This is a genomic window from Selenomonas oralis, from assembly GCF_051603425.1.
Lineage (GTDB): Bacteria > Bacillota > Negativicutes > Selenomonadales > Selenomonadaceae > Selenomonas > Selenomonas sputigena_A.
This window is the reverse complement of the sequence record NZ_CP194411.1, coordinates 2,061,145-2,078,815: the sequence shown is the minus strand read 5'-3', so window position 1 is coordinate 2,078,815 and position 17,671 is coordinate 2,061,145. Positions and strand designations below refer to the sequence as shown.

The 17,671-nt window shown below is 52.4% G+C and carries 17 protein-coding genes, 3 tRNA genes and 2 rRNA genes; all 22 read right to left on the bottom strand.

The genetic code is table 11. The features are described 5' to 3' along the window. Positions 1 to 122 precede the first annotated feature (122 nt). Positions 123 to 725 (bottom strand): hypothetical protein, encoded by a 603-nt coding sequence (locus tag ACRTGH_RS09905; protein WP_368846195.1) that lies wholly within the window; start codon positions 723 to 725, stop codon positions 123 to 125. Between the two features lie 196 nt (positions 726 to 921). Continuing rightward, positions 922 to 1,416 (bottom strand): CinA family protein, encoded by a 495-nt coding sequence (locus ACRTGH_RS09900; protein WP_368846196.1) that lies wholly within the window; start codon positions 1,414 to 1,416, stop codon positions 922 to 924. Between the two features lie 83 nt (positions 1,417 to 1,499). Beyond that, the gene (gene rimO / locus ACRTGH_RS09895) at positions 1,500 to 2,834 is read right to left on the bottom strand and encodes a 30S ribosomal protein S12 methylthiotransferase RimO (RefSeq protein WP_368846197.1); all 1,335 of its coding nucleotides are present in this window, start codon (positions 2,832 to 2,834) and stop codon (positions 1,500 to 1,502) included. Positions 2,835 to 2,893: 59 nt separating this feature from the next. Next, positions 2,894 to 3,931, bottom strand: a complete 1,038-nt coding sequence (locus tag ACRTGH_RS09890) for an ABC transporter substrate-binding protein (protein ID WP_368846198.1) — start codon at positions 3,929 to 3,931, stop codon at positions 2,894 to 2,896. A gap of 212 nt (positions 3,932 to 4,143) precedes the next feature. After that, positions 4,144 to 5,112, bottom strand: a complete 969-nt coding sequence (locus ACRTGH_RS09885; RefSeq protein ID WP_368846199.1) for a chemotaxis protein — start codon at positions 5,110 to 5,112, stop codon at positions 4,144 to 4,146. A 183-nt stretch (positions 5,113 to 5,295) separates the two neighbouring features. Further along, the gene (locus tag ACRTGH_RS09880; RefSeq protein ID WP_368846200.1) at positions 5,296 to 6,183 is read right to left on the bottom strand and encodes a CvfB family protein; all 888 of its coding nucleotides are present in this window, start codon (positions 6,181 to 6,183) and stop codon (positions 5,296 to 5,298) included. A gap of 3 nt (positions 6,184 to 6,186) precedes the next feature. Continuing rightward, positions 6,187 to 6,516, bottom strand: a complete 330-nt coding sequence (rsfS, locus tag ACRTGH_RS09875; RefSeq protein WP_368846242.1) for a ribosome silencing factor — start codon at positions 6,514 to 6,516, stop codon at positions 6,187 to 6,189. Positions 6,517 to 6,616: 100 nt separating this feature from the next. Next, a complete protein-coding gene (locus tag ACRTGH_RS09870) occupies positions 6,617 to 7,612 on the bottom strand; it encodes an LCP family protein (RefSeq protein ID WP_368846201.1) in 996 nt (331 codons plus the stop codon). Next, positions 7,609 to 8,199, bottom strand: coding sequence for a bis(5'-nucleosyl)-tetraphosphatase (symmetrical) YqeK (gene yqeK, locus ACRTGH_RS09865; protein WP_368846202.1), 591 nt, complete (start codon positions 8,197 to 8,199; stop codon positions 7,609 to 7,611). Before yqeK ends, ACRTGH_RS09870 begins: the two co-directional genes overlap by 4 nt. After that, positions 8,196 to 8,810: a nicotinate-nucleotide adenylyltransferase gene (gene nadD, locus ACRTGH_RS09860; RefSeq protein WP_368846203.1), complete on the bottom strand. Its 615-nt coding sequence runs from the start codon at positions 8,808 to 8,810 to the stop codon at positions 8,196 to 8,198. Before nadD ends, yqeK begins: the two co-directional genes overlap by 4 nt. A 74-nt stretch (positions 8,811 to 8,884) precedes the next feature. Beyond that, positions 8,885 to 9,040: a hypothetical protein gene (locus ACRTGH_RS09855; protein ID WP_368846204.1), complete on the bottom strand. Its 156-nt coding sequence runs from the start codon at positions 9,038 to 9,040 to the stop codon at positions 8,885 to 8,887. Beyond that, positions 9,034 to 10,278: a glutamate-5-semialdehyde dehydrogenase gene (locus ACRTGH_RS09850; protein WP_438474872.1), complete on the bottom strand. Its 1,245-nt coding sequence runs from the start codon at positions 10,276 to 10,278 to the stop codon at positions 9,034 to 9,036. Before ACRTGH_RS09850 ends, ACRTGH_RS09855 begins: the two co-directional genes overlap by 7 nt. 55 nt (positions 10,279 to 10,333) lie before the next feature. Beyond that, positions 10,334 to 11,461, bottom strand: coding sequence for a glutamate 5-kinase (proB, locus tag ACRTGH_RS09845; protein WP_368846206.1), 1,128 nt, complete (start codon positions 11,459 to 11,461; stop codon positions 10,334 to 10,336). Between the two features lie 26 nt (positions 11,462 to 11,487). Further along, complete coding sequence (gene obgE / locus ACRTGH_RS09840) at positions 11,488 to 12,780, bottom strand: GTPase ObgE (RefSeq protein WP_368846207.1); 1,293 nt, start codon at positions 12,778 to 12,780, stop codon at positions 11,488 to 11,490. 161 nt (positions 12,781 to 12,941) lie between these two features. Then, positions 12,942 to 13,223: a 50S ribosomal protein L27 gene (gene rpmA / locus ACRTGH_RS09835; RefSeq protein WP_368846243.1), complete on the bottom strand. Its 282-nt coding sequence runs from the start codon at positions 13,221 to 13,223 to the stop codon at positions 12,942 to 12,944. 5 nt (positions 13,224 to 13,228) lie between these two features. Continuing rightward, a complete protein-coding gene (locus ACRTGH_RS09830; RefSeq protein ID WP_368846208.1) occupies positions 13,229 to 13,546 on the bottom strand; it encodes a ribosomal-processing cysteine protease Prp in 318 nt (105 codons plus the stop codon). Continuing rightward, on the bottom strand, positions 13,546 to 13,857 hold the full coding sequence (rplU, locus tag ACRTGH_RS09825; protein ID WP_368846209.1) for a 50S ribosomal protein L21: 312 nt from the start codon (positions 13,855 to 13,857) through the stop codon (positions 13,546 to 13,548). Before rplU ends, ACRTGH_RS09830 begins: the two co-directional genes overlap by 1 nt. 204 nt (positions 13,858 to 14,061) lie before the next feature. Continuing rightward, positions 14,062 to 14,152, bottom strand: a tRNA-Ser gene (locus tag ACRTGH_RS09820). A gap of 29 nt (positions 14,153 to 14,181) precedes the next feature. Further along, a tRNA-Trp gene (locus ACRTGH_RS09815) sits at positions 14,182 to 14,257 on the bottom strand. Positions 14,258 to 14,259: 2 nt separating this feature from the next. Beyond that, positions 14,260 to 14,335, bottom strand: a tRNA-His gene (locus tag ACRTGH_RS09810). 38 nt (positions 14,336 to 14,373) lie between these two features. Further along, positions 14,374 to 14,490 (bottom strand): 5S ribosomal RNA (rrf, locus tag ACRTGH_RS09805). Between the two features lie 187 nt (positions 14,491 to 14,677). Further along, a 23S ribosomal RNA gene (locus tag ACRTGH_RS09800) occupies positions 14,678 to 17,595 on the bottom strand. Between the last annotated feature and the right edge of the window lie 76 nt (positions 17,596 to 17,671).

The window sequence follows — 17,671 nt, the reverse complement described above, 5'->3', positions numbered from 1 at the left end:
TGTCAAAACTCTCCTTTAACAAAAAATGCACGGGAGACAGCAAAGACGCCGTCAAATCCCGTGCATTATATTACTACAAAAAGGTCAAAAAGTCAATCATCTTCCCATGCCGAAAGATTTTCTCAAATATCCTTGAGCGTAGACACACCGGCACGGAATTCTGAAACATGCTGCGGCACAATCTCCGGATTATCGATCAGTTCAACCTTGAAAGGCCTGCCCTTGGGAGAGCGGAAAAACATGACGACCATCTGCGTATCGGCCTTGGCCTCGGTATCCGGCGTGCCGTCCCCATCCGTATCAATCATGATTTCCTTGGCCGTCACGGCAAACACACCCTTACTCTTAGCTGTGACGGGCAAAACGTCAATATAAGCATAGGCACCGTTTTCGTCAAGCTTCTCGGCAAGCGCCTCCGCATCCTTGTCCGAAAGCTTTGTAAGATCCGGCAAATCATTGTTGTTAAAACCATCTGGAATAATAATCCATGCTTTATTAATCTTATAACCGTCGTTGGCAAAGACCAGCACGCTGCCTTTGGAATTTTCATGCAGGACGCTGGCCGGAAGAACACCAAGCGGCTTCATCGGACACATAATGCTGTAACCGTCTTCTTTGTTTGTATAGGTGTAGACCGCTGCACTTGCCGTCGAGGATGTCAGAGCCGCTCCTGCCGCAATGGCACAAAAAGCAAATGCCAGACCAAAAATTTTCTTCAACTTCATAGAAACTCCACCTTTCCGTTCATCTCCTCCAGCTTTCGAAAAAAGCCGAAGGTGCAAGCGCTTTCCCCATCCCTCGCAAAGAGGCGCGAATAACGCCGATAGTTTTATCATACAGCGAAAGCAAGGATCCTTCATTAGAGACAGCTAAAGAAATCCTTCCGAAACTAAAACTTGCTTGTGGACATTCTTCCCGCTTTTACAAAAGCATTTCCTGAACCATGGCAAGCGCCTTCTCCACGGATTGACGCTTGACCTCTGTCCGTGTGCCCGTAAAAAGATTGCGCCGCACAAGGATATGTCCCGCATAGGAAACAGCAATATAAACAAGCCCGACAGGTTTCTCTGCCGTCGCACCGCCCGGTCCCGCGATGCCTGTAATGCCGACGCCTAAATCGGCGGGGATGGCGCGTTGGATGCCTGCTGCCATTTCGCGTGCCGTTTCCTCTGAAACAGCCCCAAAAGCCCTGAGCGTCGCCTCCTGCACGCCGACGAGCGAAGCCTTGACTTCGTTCGTATAGGAAACGACCGCTCCCATCACATAGGCGGAACTGCCCGCGACATCGGTCAGACGGCTCGTCAAAAGCCCGCCGGTACATGATTCGGCACAAGCAATCGTCAATTTTTTTTCGGCAAGCAAACGTCCAACCGCCTGTTCCAACGGCTCCACGACAGCCCCATCCATGCTCTTCATATCCCCGCCTCTTTCTTTTCCATCCATTGATTCTTCACATAGACTGTACGCTACGCCGGGATGTCGCTTAAGCCTTCCTCGCCTCAACCTTTCACTGCAGGCTCGCCAACAGCATCATAGGTGAAGCCTTGCACAATACGCACGCGCACGATATCGCCAGGTCGGCTTTCTGCATCGCCCTCGATAAAGATTTGTCCGTCAACCCCCGGCGCCTCGCGATAGGAGCGGCCGAAGGCTAGATTCGACTGCTCCTCGTCCCTGCCTTCAACAAGGACGGCGAGTTCCTTGCCCTCGAGTCCTTGATTCAGCTCCTCCGAAATCTTACACTGCACACTCATGAGATCATGGTAGCGCTCCTGCATCACATCCTCCGGCACTTGGCGCGGCATGGAAGCTGCCGGTGTGTCCTCCTCCTGCGAATAGGTGAAGATACCCACTTTCTCAAATCGCTGTTCGATAAGGAACCTGCGCAGCGTCTGGTACTGCGCGTCTGTTTCGCCCGGAAATCCCACGATGAATGTCGAGCGGATTGCGACACCCGGAATACGTGCGCGAATCTTCTCGATGAGCGTCACGACCTCCTCCTGCGTATCGGGTCGTCGCATCGATTTCAATATGGAATTGTGCGCATGCTGCAGAGGCAAATCGACGTATTTGCAGATCTTCGGCTCCTTCGCAATCGTCGTGATGAGTTCGTCCGTGAAATTCTTCGGGTAACAGTAAAGCACACGCAGCCATTCAAGCTTTTCAATCTTCACGAGTTCCTGCAGAAGCCGCGCCAAGGAAGGCTCCCCGTAAATGTCCTTGCCGTAATACGTCGAATCCTGCGCCACGAGAACAATTTCTTTCGCTCCTGCAGCGACAAGGCGTACAACTTCCCGCTCAATATCATCCATCGGGCGGCTGCGAAAACGCCCTCGAATCAATGGAATCGCGCAAAAAGCGCAGCGATGGTCGCATCCCTCGGCAATTTTCACGTAAGCGGAATATGCAGGTGTTGTCAGGATGCGGGGCGTTTTCTCATCGTAAACAATCTCATTTTCTCCCGCAAGCACGACACGATTGCCCGCCAGGGTTTCCCTCACGGCTTCCATGATACGATTCCACGCGCCTGTACCAATGATGGCATCCGCTTCCGGCATATCATCAAGAAGTTCCTGACGGTATCGTTGCCCCAGACATCCCGCAATGATGAGCGAACGACAGCAGCCTGTTTCCTTGTATTCCGCCATATTAAGTATTGTCGTGATGGATTCTTCCTTGGCCGACTGGATAAAGGCGCAGGTATTTACAATAATGATCTCTGCTTCGACGGGATCCGATGTGATTTCAATACCGTTTTCCTGCAAGATACCGAGCATGACTTCCGTATCTACGAGATTTTTGGAACAGCCAAGGCTGATGAATCCTGCTTTCAAGAATATTCCTCCTTCAAAGGGTTCAAGCGAAAGAAAGGAGCCTTTCGGCTCCCCTCGGCTCACTGCAATCTCACTTCTTTCACCCAGCGATCCAGCAACTCATGGCGCTCTTGCGGAGTGAACGGCTGCGGCGGTGCGAAAAGCACGAGATCTTTGCCCGGAAACGACTTATAGGCAATCGTCGCCGGGTTGACAGGCACGAAGAAAAATTCCTTCGTCTGAAGTGCCAACTGCGCCTCATCCCCCAAGAGCCATTCCACAAAGTCCTTCGCATTCGCTTCGTTTTCCGCGCCCTTCAGAAGGCCTATGCCTGTCAAAGTATAGGCTGTGCCATCTTCAGGGTAGATGATCTGAAGGGGATATCCCTGATGGATGTAGCGCAAAGCTTCGCTTTGTACTGCAATGGAAAGATCAACTTCGCCCATGCCCGCCATGCGAACCGGCGTTGAAAGGTATTTCGAGTACTGCACGACCTTCGGCTGAATACCGCGCAATATACCATAAGTGGCCGTATCGCCAAACTGTGACATCATAGAAAAAAAGAGGTTTGAGGCCGCATCAGCTGCGAGAAAATCCGTAATCCCGACACGCATTTCCTGCATGGAAGAAAGCTCTGTCCAAGTATTGGGAACGCGCGGCACAGCACGGACATAATCGCGGTTAGCGCAGAAAACAACAGGATCGTACCAGACTCCCGTCCATTTTCCCTCTGCATCCTTGAAGGATTCCCCCACAGAATCTGTACTTTCTGAAAGATACGATTCCAGATTTCCTTCCATCACCGCCTTCTCCAAAGTTGCTTGATCGGCAAGCATAAGGTCTGCCTTTGTTTGTCCGCCGCTATTTCCCATACGCGCCTTCTGCAGAACCTCTTCCGGTGTGACAGGAACAAAATTCACCCGTACACCCTTCGCTTTCTCATAGCTCCCGGCAAGGATTCCCACATGTTCCGCCGGCAGCGTCGTATAAACGGTAATCGCCTGCAGCGGCTTTTCCCGACGCGTCCGATCCGCATGTCCTGCCAAATTATCCGAAATCGTCGCAATCAAAAGAACCAGCATAAACGCTACGAGAAGCAGAGATGTATAACGTCGCATCGTTTCTCCTCCATGATTCTTAAACGAACACTGTACACTGTCGCGCAGTCCGACATTCTTCAAAAACAATCTGCCAAAGCATAAGGAACTGTACCATGTCCCCATTATACCCAAAACACCGTTTTTGTACAAGCTTTTGACGCAAGAACTCCTGACAAACAAAGGCCGCAGCGCCATCATAGCGCTGCGGCCTGAAAATTCGTGATGCAAATTTATAAATCTTCGTCCATATCCGATGTATCGATGCCAAAAATCAACTTGTCGAGCGTATGGATAAGCTGGTTGATTTCAGGTTTGGAAATCTGGGCACTCGCACCGAGATCGTCACCTTTGCGGCGCATCTCCTCAGAAATCAAGGAGGAGAACAGAATCAAAGGAAGCGCGCGAAGGCGATCATCACCGCGAACCAGCTTCAACAGACGGTGCCCATCCATCTTCGGCATTTCAACATCCGAAATGACAATACGCACCTTTTCGAAAATCTTGTCCGGCTCTGTTTTTTCAGCAATGCCCCTGAGGTAATTCCATGCATCCTCGCCGTTGCCAAAGTCACGCACAAAAGTATATCCCGCACCATGCAGCGTGTCCACAAGCAAATCACGCAGCAAAACCGAATCCTCAGCCACAACGATGTGCTGCTGGGCACGTCGTTGACGAATGTCTTCCGAGGTTTCGTCAACCGTCGTCAGTTTCTGATTGATCTCAGGATTGATCTCAGCCATGATGGTTTCAAAGTCAAGCAAAAGAACAATTTTGCCTTCCATCTTCACAAGACCGACAACACGCGACTGGTCTCCCACTTCCGGTGCAGGCTCCATATTCTTCCATGAAATGCGATGGATTCTCGATACATTGTCCACAAGGAATCCCATATCGTAACCATTGATTTCCGTCACAATGATATTCTGCGAACGCCCGGAAGTCTGTCCGCTGGTCACACCGAGGCAACGCGGAAGATCAACAAGCGGTACGGCCCTGCCGCGCAGGGTAAAAAGCCCATTGATATAAGGATGTGCCTGCGGCATTGTCGTCACAGGAAAGTCCGTGGCCTTGATAACCTCGCGCACTTTAGCGACATTGATGCCATAATCGACCGCGCCGATATTGAACTCAATGATTTCAAACTCGTTCGTTCCTGTCTCCAGCAAGATGCCTTTTTTCTCGTCTTTTGCGTCTGCCATGAAAAATCCGCCCCCTATTTCATACTTTAAAAACAATTCGTTAAAAAGACATAAAATCCTTCTTTTATTATGTCATATCTCTATAAAAAATTCTGCAGCTGCACCTCGGGCAGCATGGCTCAATCCTCTTACCCATTCAGAGCATTTCCTTTTCTCTGTCCTCACAGACAAACACGCTTTCGCTCATCCGCGATTTTCCGTCTTGTCCTTAAAAATCGTCCAGCCATCCTTTTCCTCAACTCGGCCTTCTTTCATCAAATGTCCAAGAGCCCGTTTAAACGCCGCCTTGCTGATTCGGAACTTGCTTTTAATGATCTCGGGCGAAGTCTTGTCACTGTATGGCATCTTTCCCTTATGACTTTTCATAAGCTGCAGGATTTTCTCCGCATCCGTCAGAAGAGCCCGTTCTTTCCGCTCACGAAACGAACCGTTGAGTCTGCCGTCCGGGCGCAAATATGTCACGCGCACCATCATTTCCTCACCGACGCGCGGCCTTTCTTCCATCTCCTTGTTCGCGATAAAAACGATATACCGCTCATCGGTAAAAAGAAATGCCCCGCTCTCCGTGATATTGTAAATGGAGCCATGAAGCATCGTTCCCACACGCACATTCGTGGCAGGCCGCGAGGCACGGCGAATCTCATCCTCCACTTCCATTGTCACGGCAAGACGACCGGATTTATCCGTGTAGAGTTTCGCCCAAACGACTTCACCAATCTGCGGCCGCCCCCGCATGCCCGCATAGGGCAAAAAGATGCCGCGCTCGGCGCCGACATCAAGAAAAGCACCGTCACGGCTCACGTTAATGACTTTAAGCCGTGCAATTTGCCCTTCTTTCATCTGCGGCACCTTCATGCTCGCTGTCAGACGGCGTTTGGGATCGAGATAAAGAAACACTTCGACATCCTCGCCAATCTGCACCTCATGCGTCTGCTGCGTGTGATGTAGCAAAATATCGTCCGAGGTATTTCCTGTCCCTGCGTCAAGGAAAGCGCCAAACTCGCCGATACGCGCCACGCGAAGTGTTGCAACCGTACTCGGACCGTATTTCCCGCGTTGCTTTTCCGTCATCCACTAATCCTCATACCGCGTCATTTCGGCATCGCTCCAAAGACGCTCGAGCGCATAAAAAGCACGGCTCTCTGTCATAAAGACATGCGCGACGCAGTCGCCGTAATCGAGAAGAACCCATTCGCCTTCACGATAGCCTTCCTTATGCAGATATGGCATCCCCGCCTTCGCGAGTTCTTCTTCAATGTTGTCCGCAATGGCGCGCACCTGCGTCGCCGTATTGGCAGAGCAGACGATGAAATAGTCCGTGGCCGTCGTAAGTTCAGCCATGCGCATGACAACGATATCTTGCGCCTTCTTGTCGCTTGCTGCCTTGGCGATTGCCTGGCTCATTTCCTCAGGTGTATTGCTCAAAACTCATGCCTCCTGCTGTGGGTCATATCCACCGGAACCACTGAAAAAATCAATGCTCCTATTTGTTATCGACATTTTCTTACTCCTGCTTTACCAGTTCGGGAAACAATTCTCCAATTTTTTGCTGAATATTCGCCCGATCAGGCAGCCAATAGCCATCGTGCTGTACAATGGGCAGCAACACGGTCTTAGGCGGTTCACCGCTCAAATTTTTCAGCACCTTCGCGAGACGTGCCGAATCAAAAATCTCGGCGCTCGTCGTCATGCGATATTTAAAGATATCAGCGACATCAGGCAATTTGGGAATCGTGTCAACCTGTAAAAACTTTTCGTAAAGCGCCTTGGCAAAGCGTTGTTGGCGGTGCAGGCGTCCGACCTCCCCAAGCTCGGAGCTGCGATAGCGCAGATATTTCTGCGCCGTATCGCCATCCATATGTTGGAACCCCTTGGGAATATGAATGGAAAGCCCTGCCTCCGGATCATCGTAATTCATCTCGTCCTCGACATAGAGATCGATGCCTCCCAGGACATCAACAAGTTCAGCCAATGCTTTCGTATCCATCGTCACGTATTGATGAATGGATACTCCCAAGAGATTTGAGAACGTCTGTACCATCACGGGCGCCCCGCCATGAGAATAAAGATCGGTCGCCCGCATCTCCCCACCCTGTGGCGATGAAACGAGCATGGCAGGCGGCACGGTAATGGCACGCAGGCTTCCCGTCGCATTTTCCATGCTGAGGAGCAGGATCGTATCCGCATGCTGGCCTTCCGTGCCATTCTCATCTGCGCCGTCGTCAATACCAAGAACGAGCACATTCGTATACCCGTCAAACCTCGCATCGATATGCTGATCGCGTATCTGACGCCGCTCCTCGTAGCCCTGGTATACCGTATCAATATCCTGGTAGATGCGATGTCCGATGCCGTAGAGAAAATACCCTGCCACAGCAAGAACAGCAAGAAATATGCTGAGAAAAAAGAGAAATACGATGAGCCGCGCCCGTGCAAGACGGCGACGACGGGCAAGGCGGCGACGTTTTTCACGAATGTTTTCCTGTGTTCGGCTTCTCATGGACGCAGCCCTTCTTTTTCCTTGCGTGCGAGAAGAATCTCATTGCGTGCGGCGATGGTTGCCGGATGAATAAGTCGTCTCGTTTTGAGAACAAAGAGGATGGACTGGGAAAGTCCCTCGAACATCAGATCATCAAGATCCGCCGTACGGGACAGGCTACGCAGTTCCTCCGCCTCCGGGTAATCGCGGCCCGGCTCGATCATATCCGCAAAATAAATGATTTTATCGAGCTTTGTCATATGTTCCCCGCCTACCGTATGGCGCCATATAGCCTGTGCAATTTCCGCGTCATGGACTCCATAAAGCTCTGCCGCTCGTTTTGCTCCTACATAGGCATGCAAAAGAAGGGGCATCGTCCGTTCCACTTCCCCGTAAGAGATTCCATGCCGCGCTGCTTCCTCAGGCAGGCGTGCCGTCGGATATTCACGCGCACAGTCGTGCAGCAGACCGGCGATGCGGGCCTGTTCCTTGTCCACCCCGAAACGTCCTGCCAGCTGCACAGCTGTGTCCGCCACGCCTAAGGAATGCACATAACGGCTGTGTTTCAGACGCTTTTGCAGTTCCTCTTTCATTGCCTCGTAATTCATTGATACAGACCTTCCTTGTAGATATACGCCTCAACTTCTTCTGGCACAAGATAACGTATGGAACGTCCCTCTTGCAGACGACGGCGAATATCCGTCGAAGAAATTTCCAATTCCGGAGTCGTCACAAGATGAATGCGCGAAAGTGCCGCATCCCCAAACTTTTTGCGTATCTCCGACAAAGAGATAGGAGAACCCTGACGTTTCGCCGCAGCAAAATGGCAGAGTGAAAACAATTCCTCCGCACGATACCAGGAAAGGATGCTGTTCACCTCATCACCGCCAATAATGAAACAGAATTCCTGTTGCCTGCCATACTCCTGTATAAGCGCTTTAAGTGTATCGTAAGAATACGACGGTCCCTTTCGTCTGAACTCAATATCAAGAACCCGAAAAAACGGGTTGCTGTTCGTCGCAAGCTTCACAAGCACCAGGCGGTGCTCTGCCGCCATGACCGGCTGATCCGGCTTATGCGGCGGTATCGATGCAGGAATGAACAGGACTTCCGAAAGGGACAATGCCTCGCGTACTGTCTCCGCAATGATCAAATGCCCGACATGTATCGGATCAAATGTACCGCCCATAATACCGACACGTCGTTTCCTCTCTTCCATGCACCTACCTCCATTCCCCTAAAACACCGATCCGGCAGGAAACCGCAAACGAACGGCAGGCAATTCGGCTGGAATCAGCCAAAGACAAAATGCACAAGGGCCACGGCTGCCGCCATGCTCAAAACAATAAGCACGAGTGCCCGCAGATGATCCCAAAAGTCATGATTGCCTTTCTCTGTCGCCAGATATTGGCACACTGTGCGCCAATAGCCAAAGAATGCTTTCAGCATCGTACTTGTCCCGTTCCGTAGATGAGATACTTCATCGCCGTGAGCTCAACAAGCCCCATCGGGCCGCGTGCGTGAAGCTTCTGCGTGCTGATGCCGATTTCCGCCCCGAAACCAAATTCCTGCCCATCCGTGAAACGCGTCGAGGCATTGACATAGACCGCCGCCGCATCGACCTCCGCCTGGAAACGATGTGCGTTCTTAAGATCGTTCGTGACAATTGTTTCCGAATGCCCCGTGTTATATCGGTTGATATGTTCAATAGCCTCTGTCAGACTGCACACCACCTTGACCGAAAGAATCAAATCGCCGTATTCTGTCGACCAGTCCTCTTCCTCCGCCGGCTTGAGCCAGCTGCAAATGCTGCGCGTCTTATCACAGCCGCGCACCTCCACATGCGCTTCTTCCATTGCCTTGACAATACGCGGCAGGAAACTCCCCGCAATGTTTTCATGCACGAGCAGCGTCTCCATTGCATTGCAGACGGAAGGTCGTGAAACCTTGGCATTGAGGGCAATTTCCTCTGCCATGGAAAAATCAGCGCTTTCATCCACAAAGGTATGGCAGACACCGCTGCCCGTCTCGATGACAGGCACCCTGCTGTTGCGTACCACAAAGCGGATAAGTCCGGCGCCGCCGCGTGGAATGACAGCGTCGAGGAAGCCTTCAAGATGAAGCATCACCTCTACCGCTTTTCGATCGGGCGAATCAATGAATTGGATTGCTCCTTCGGGAATTCCCGCCTCATAGGCTGCCGTTGCCAGCAAATAAGAAATTGCCGTGTTGGAGCGAATGGCTTCCGAACCCCCACGTAAAATAACGGCATTGCCCGACTTCAGGCAAAGTCCCGCTGCGTCCGCTGTCACATTGGGGCGTGCCTCGTAGATAATGCCGATGACGCCAAGGGGCACACGCACGCGTCGAATCTCGAGCCCATTCGGGCGCACCGTCGAAAAGTCACCGCGTCCGACAGGATCCGCAAGCGCCGCCGTTTCACGCAATCCCTCTGCCATCGCATGGATGCGGTTCTCATCAAGCATGAGCCTGTCAAGATAGGAGCGCTTGATTTCCTTTTTCGTCCGAGCTTCTTCCAAATCCTGCGCATTCGCCTCAAGCACAAGGTTCGCCCGTTTCTCCAATGCCTCAGCCATCGCATAAAGCGCCTTGTTCTTCATGCCGGGCGACAATAAGGCCAGCTGACGTGACGCATGTTTTGCCGCCTCAGCTTTTCTCCGAACCATTTCTTCGACACTCACGCCAAACCCCTCCTACGTTATTTGCGCACATTCGGCACACTCAGACCATCAGCACCATATTATCGCGATGAATAACCTCCTCATGAATCTTGCCGTCCAACAGATTAGTAAAATCACGGCTCTGCCGTCCTGCAATCTTCAAAAGTTCCGCTGCGCCATAATTGACAATACCACGCGCAAGCTCCTGGTGATTTTCCGAAAGCACGCGCACCGTGGCGCCGGCAGAAAAATCCCCTTCAAAAGAAACAATGCCGGCCGCGAGGAGACTGGAACCTTTGAGACGCATGGCTTCCGCGCAGCCTTCGTCCACGATGATATCGCCCGCAATGCGCTTGCCAAAAGCAAGCCATCCCTTGCGTACATTGAGATGTGATTCTTTCGCAGGGAATACCGTGCCCACAGAATCGCCCGCAAGAACAGCAGCAATCACATCCTCTCTCTCACTCGGAGCAATAACAAATGTCACGCCTGTATTTACAGCAATCTTCGCCGCCTCGATCTTTGTCGCCATGCCGCCCGTGCCGAAGGATGAGCTTGCACCGCCTGCCATACGTTCGATTTCCGGTGTAATTTCTCGAACCACAGGAATCAACCGTGCCGTTTTATCCGTTTGCGGATTCGCCGTATAAAGACCGTCAATATCCGAAAGAATCAGCAAGGCATCCGCATCGATCAATGTCGCGACTGTGGCAGAAAGCGTATCGTTGTCGCCAATCTTGATTTCGTCGACGGCAACAACATCGTTTTCGTTGATAATCGGTACCGCTCCCATGGAAAGCAACTCCAAAAGAGCATTGCGCGAATTGGCATACTGGTGGTGACGCGCCGCATTTTCCTTTGTTAATAGCACCTGCGCAGCCGTCTGTCCATAATCGGAGAAAAACTTCTTGTAAAGCGTCATAAGACTGAATTGGCCGATGGCAGCCAATGCCTGTCGAGCAGGCATTTCTGCCGGCTTTTCACGCAGTCCCATACGATCCATGCCTATGGCGATGGCGCCCGAGCTTACAAGCACCATTTCACGTCCCTCGTTCTTGAGATCAGCAATCTCGCGTACGAGACGATCCATGCGTCGGAAATCCGGTTTGCCCGATGCATGTACCAACGTACTTGTGCCAACCTTAACGACAACGCGCTTTGCCTCGCGCAGACGCTCGCGTGCTTCCATCCGAAAGCCTCCTCTTTTCTTTTTGGCTACTCGTGATACTCAAACTCCATATCGCCAATATGCACCGTCATGCCCTCTTTAATGCCGCGCTCCTGAAGTTTTGCATCCATTTTTTTCATGCGCCAAATATACTGAAACCGCCGCACCGCCTCATCGTTTCCAAAATTCGTCATGGCGACAAGCTTCTCCAACGCCTTGTTCGCAACGATGAAATCACCGCGATCATTTCTTGTGATTGTTACAATTTCCTCATCCAGCGCCCCATCTTGCGAAGCATCGTAAACACGCACCTTCTGTTTTTCTTCCAACGGCTCTGCCTTCAGGGTTTCAAGAGTTTCTCCCACATAGGAAATAAGCTCCCCCAACCCCTGGTGCGCTGCCGCTGAAATCGCAAAGATACGAATGCCTTCTTTTTTCGCCAGCGCTTCAAGACGCGGCAAATTCTCCGCCGCCTCAGGCAGATCCATCTTATTCGCCACAAGAATCTGCGTACGCGCAGCAATTTTTTCACTGTATTTTCTTAGTTCGGCATTGATGCGGTAGTAATCCTCCACGGGATCACGACCTTCCAACCCCGAGGCATCAACAAGGTGGAGGATGAGCCGCGTGCGCTCCACATGGCGCAGGAAATCATGTCCGAGCCCTGCACCATCCGCCGCACCTTCGATAAGGCCGGGAATATCGGCCATAACAAAATTTTTCTCATAATCCGTCTTCACGACGCCGAGCACGGGAACCAATGTCGTGAAGTGGTATGCCGCAACCTCAGGGCGTGCTGCCGAAACAGCTGAAATAAGGCTCGATTTTCCCACACTTGGATACCCCACAAGACCGACATCCGCAAGCAATTTTAATTCCAGAAGCAGTTCCTTGTTCTCTCCCGGCTCGCCAAGCTCTGCAAGCGTCGGCGCCCGATTTGCGGGATTAGAAAAGCGTGCATTGCCGCGACCGCCGCGACCGCCCTTGGCAATAACAACACGCTGTCCGATTTCCATCAAGTCAGCCAGCACATCACCCGTCAGAGCATCCTTCACCAGTGTTCCCGGCGGTACTTTTACGATGCAAGGTTCGGCGTTTGCACCGGTCATATTCTTGATATCCCCATTGCCGCCATTTGCTCCCTTGAACTTCCGATGATAACGGAAATCCAACAAAGTATTCATATTGCGGTCAACAAGGAAAACGATATCCGCACCGCGACCACCGTCGCCGCCGGAGGGTCCGCCTTTCGGGATGAACTTCTCACGGCGAAAAGCTGATTTTCCCTTTCCTCCATCACCCGCCTTCACACTGATCTTCGTCCTGTCAATGAACTGCATTTTTTCCTCCTTTCCCATCCTGATGCACATGCCTCGTGCCCAGATTCTTCTGGGCATAAAGCATGGGCGCCAAGCGTTTGAAAAACAAACCGCAGATAGAAAAAGATACCTGCGTCACAGAAGGCGCAGGTACTTTTCTATATTGCCTTGCTATAGGGCAATCAAGCCGTCGGATAAACGCTGACTTGGCGATTGTAGCGACCCTTGCGCTCGAAAGCGACCTTGCCCGCCACCTTGGCAAAAAGCGTATCATCCTTGCCAATGCCCACATTATGTCCCGGATGGAAATGTGTTCCACGCTGACGCACAAGAATGCTCCCGGCTGTCACCACCGTACCGGCATGCTCCTTGACACCAAGGCGCTTGGACTCGCTGTCCCGACCATTGCGTGTGCTGCTGACACCCTTTTTATGGGCAAAAAGCTGCAAATCAAAAGCAAACATCATATTCACCTCTCCCTATACTCAATTCTTACGGCATTGGAATCAATCTTCACAATCTCCTCCAACCCCAGCCGCATGGTTTCAAGCACGGCTTCTGTCAAATCATCGGGCGAACTCTTAAGTTCCATAAAAAAGTCTCCGCTCGCGACCCTATATCTTACCTCGCGATGCAGATGCTTCCCTATGCCAAGAAGAGCAGCTTGTACAAGGCTGGAAACTCCTGCGCAAACAATATCAAAACCGCGCTCCGCCGTACCGCTATGACCTTTCACTTGGCAGCCCGATATTTTTCCGTCCCGTCGCTCTATTCGGATCTCGATCATCAGGCCTCAATCTTCTCGATAACAACCTTCGTAAAAGGCTGGCGATGACCCTGGCGACGGCGGTAATTTGATTTCGCCTTGTATTTGAAAACGAGAATCTTCTTGGCCTTACCCTGCTCCTGAACCTTGCCGGTCACCTTTGCTCCCTCGAGCAGCGGACGTCCGACTTTGACGGTGTCGCCGTCAACAACCGTAAGAACCTCATCAAACGTCACACCCTCGCCTTCTGCAGCGTCGAGCTTTTCAACACGAATGACATCGCCCTCGGCAACACGATACTGCTTGCCGCCTGTCTTGATAATAGCGTACATAAAAACACCTCCTTACGTGTTACTCGCCGACTACGGTACAGCTTCACTGTTTTGAAACCTCATCGAGCGGTTGAAAACGACGGACATATCAGGCACATCCGCACATTTACCGTAAAATAATATCATAAGAGAAGGACATTGTCAAACCTTGTTTTCCACAACAATAAAGCTCCCAAGCACAGCTTGGAAGCTTCCGTTTCCTAATGGCGGAGTGGAGAGGATTCGAACCTCCGCTGCAGTTGCCCACACTAACGATTTAGCAAACCGTCCTCTTCAGCCTCTTGAGTACCACTCCGTATTCTATATAAAATTGTTTTTCACACATGGCAGGGGCAGTAAGACTTGAACTCACAACCTACGGTTTTGGAGACCGTTGCTCTACCAGTTGAGCTATACCCCTAATGGGGCGACTGGTGGGGCTCGAACCCACGAATGCTGGAGCCACAATCCAGTGTGTTAACCACTTCACCACAGCCGCCATAAGTATGCCACCGCATCAGCGGTGGCATTTGTCAGAACCAGCAGCTTTCTATCCTCCCAGGTCGTCTCCAACCAAGTACTTTCGACGTATGAGTGCTTAACGACTGTGTTCGGGATGGGAACAGGTGGAACCACTCAGCTATCGCCACTGGATATTGTTTGAAGGTAGGCGGTCAACGTTAGCCAATCGCGCTGCGCTTTCAGCTTGCACTCTTGGGACGTTTTCGCATACGAGCTGTTTCCGAATCGACTGCACCCTTGCGGGTTTGTCTCTTCGACAGCTCAGCACACCCTCAAAACTATACAGAAGACAAGAACATTTTAGGGTGTTGGCGAAACTTAGGTCAAGCCCTCGGCATATTAGTACGGGTCGGCTGCACGCCTTGCGACGCTTCCACTCCCCGCCTATCAACCTCATCGTCTTTGAGGTGCCTTACCGGACTACTCCGTGAGAAACTTCATCTTAGGGCTGGTTTCACGCTTAGATGCTTTCAGCGTTTATCCTTTCCGGACGCAGCTACCCAGCTGCACGGCTGGCGCCATGACTGGTACACCGTCGGTCCGTCCACTCCGGTCCTCTCGTACTAGGAGCAGCCCCCTTCAGGTTTCTTCCGCCCGCGATGGATATGGACCGAACTGTCTCACGACGTTCTGAACCCAGCTCACGTACCACTTTAATGGGCGAACAGCCCAACCCTTGGGACCTGCTTCAGCCCCAGGATGTGATGAGCCGACATCGAGGTGCCAAACCTCCCCGTCGATATGGACTCTTGGGAGAGATTAGCCTGTTATCCCCAGGGTAGCTTTTATCCGTTGAGCGATGGCAATTCCACTCTCATTCCACCGGATCACTAAGCCCTACTTTCGTACCTGCTCGACTTGTCGGTCTCGCAGTCAAGCTCCCTTCTGCCTTTATGCTCTTCGCGCGATTTCTGTCCGCGCTGAGGGAACCTTTGGACGCCTCCGTTGCTCTTTCGGAGGCGACCGCCCCAGTCAAACTGCCCACCTGGCACTGTCCCGAGTGTCGTAACCACTCCGGTTAGATGACCAGCGGAGGAAGGGTGGTATCCCAACAGCGGCTCCGGGCGTCCTTGCGGTCGCCTTTCTCAGCCTCCCACCTATCCTGTACATCATCCGCCGGGCATCAATGCCAAGCTGCAGTAAAGCTCCATGGGGTCTTTCTGTCCAGTCGCGGGTAACCTGCATCTTCACAGGTATTTCAATTTCACCGGGCCCCTCGTCGAGACAGTGCCCAAATCGTTACGCCTTTCGTGCGGGTCGGAACTTACCCGACAAGGAATTTCGCTACCTTAGGACCGTTATAGTTACGGCCGCCGTTTACTGGGGCTTCAGCTCAAGGCTTCGGATTGCTCCTGACCTCTCCCCTTAACCTTCCAGCACCGGGCAGGCGTCAGCACCTATACGTCAGATTTCTCTTTTGCAGGCACCTGTGTTTGTGGTAAACAGTCGCTTGGGCTTCTCTTCTGTCGCCGCCTCCAGCTCCAACCGCTAGGGTCTTCACCAGGAACGGCCATCCTTTTCCCGAAGTTACGGATGCAATTTGCAGAGTTCCTTAACGAGGGTTTTCCCGCGCACCTTAGGATCCTCTCCCTGCCTGCCTGTGTCGGTTTCGGTACGGGCGCAGTTCGTCTCGCTAGAAGCTTTTCTCGGCAGTGTGGTCCGCTTGGCTTCGGCTCACCCAAAGGTTTGCCTCCCTGTCACGTCTCGGCTTTTACAAGGGGGATTTGCCTCCCTTGCAGCCTACCGGCTTCGACGCGCTCTTCCATTCGCGCGCCCAAGCTCCCTCCTGCGTCACTCCATCACTCAAACGACTCCCTGCGGTACTGGAATGTTTGCCAGTTGTCCATCGCCTATGCTTGCTGCCTCGGCTTAGGTCCCGACTGACCCTGGGACGACGAGCGTTGCCCAGGAAACCTCAGGCTTTCGGTGGGCCAGATTCTTGCTGGCCTTTTCGCTACTCATACCGGCATTCTCACTGCCATGCGCTCCACCGCTCCTTCCGGTACGGCTTCTCCGCCCATGGTACGCTCCCCTACCCCGCATAGTTTCCTATGCAGCCGCAGCTTCGGTTCTGTACTTGAGCCCCGGACATCTTCGGCGCAGGGACTCTCGACCAGTGAGCTATTACGCACTCTTTAAATGGTGGCTGCTTCTGAGCCAACATCCTGGTTGTTTTCGAATTCCTACATCCTTTTCCACTTAGTACAGCATTGGGGACCTTAGCTGGCGGTCTGGGCTGTTTCCCTCTTGCGTACGGGTCTTATCACTCGCACGCTGACTCCCGGGCTTGCCATGCAGCCATTCGCAGTTTGACTGGGGTCGGTAGGCTTTACGCCCCCTTGCCCGATCAGTGCTCTACCGTCTGCATGCATCGCCCGAGGCTAGCCCTAAAGCTATTTCGGGGAGAACCAGCTATCTCCACGTTCGATTGGCATTTCACCCCTATGCACAGCTCATCCCAAAGTTTTTCAACACTCACGGGTTCGGCCCTCCGCCCAATTTTACCTGGGTTTCAGCCTGGCCATGCATAGATCACTGTGGTTTCGGGTCTGCCCCGTCGAACTCTTCGCCCTCTTAAGACTCGCTTTCGCTTCGGCTCCGCGTCTTCCGCTTAACCTTGCTCGACGGGACAACTCGCCGGTTCATTCTTCAATAGGCACGCCGTCGCGCCAATAATGCGCTTCGACTGCTTGTGGACATACGGTTTCAGGTTCTATTTCACTCCGCTCCCGCGGTTCTTTTCGCCTTTCCCTCACGGTACTTTCCTCTATCGGTCGTCAGGTAGTATTTTGCCTTGGATGGTGGTCCACCCCGCTTCCCACAGGGTTCCTCGTGTCCCGTGGTACTCTGGATCCCAGCCCGTTCTTCAGCCTTTCGTGTACGAGGGTTTCACTCTCTTTGCCCGGCCTTCCCATGCCGTTCCACTAGGCTGCTTTCCCTTTTTGCTGGTCCTCAACCCCGAAAGCCCGAAAGCTCTCGGTTTGGGCTCTTCCCTTTTCGCTCGCCGCTACTAAGAGAATCACTATTGTTTACTTTTCCTCCGGCTACTTAGATGTTTCAGTTCACCGGGTTTGTCTCCCTTTCGGGTAGTGCGACATGACTCGCACTGGGTTGCCCCATTCGGATATCCGTGAATCGAGGCCTATTTGCGGCTCCCCACGGCTTTTCGCAGCTGATCGCGTCCTTCTTCGACTCCTGACGCCAAGGCATCCACCGTATGCCTTTCGTAGCTTGACTTTTCCACGACTTTCATCGTGTGTTTCGCCTTCAAGGCATCATTTCTGATGTTCTTGTCTTGGTTTGTGATCCTAAA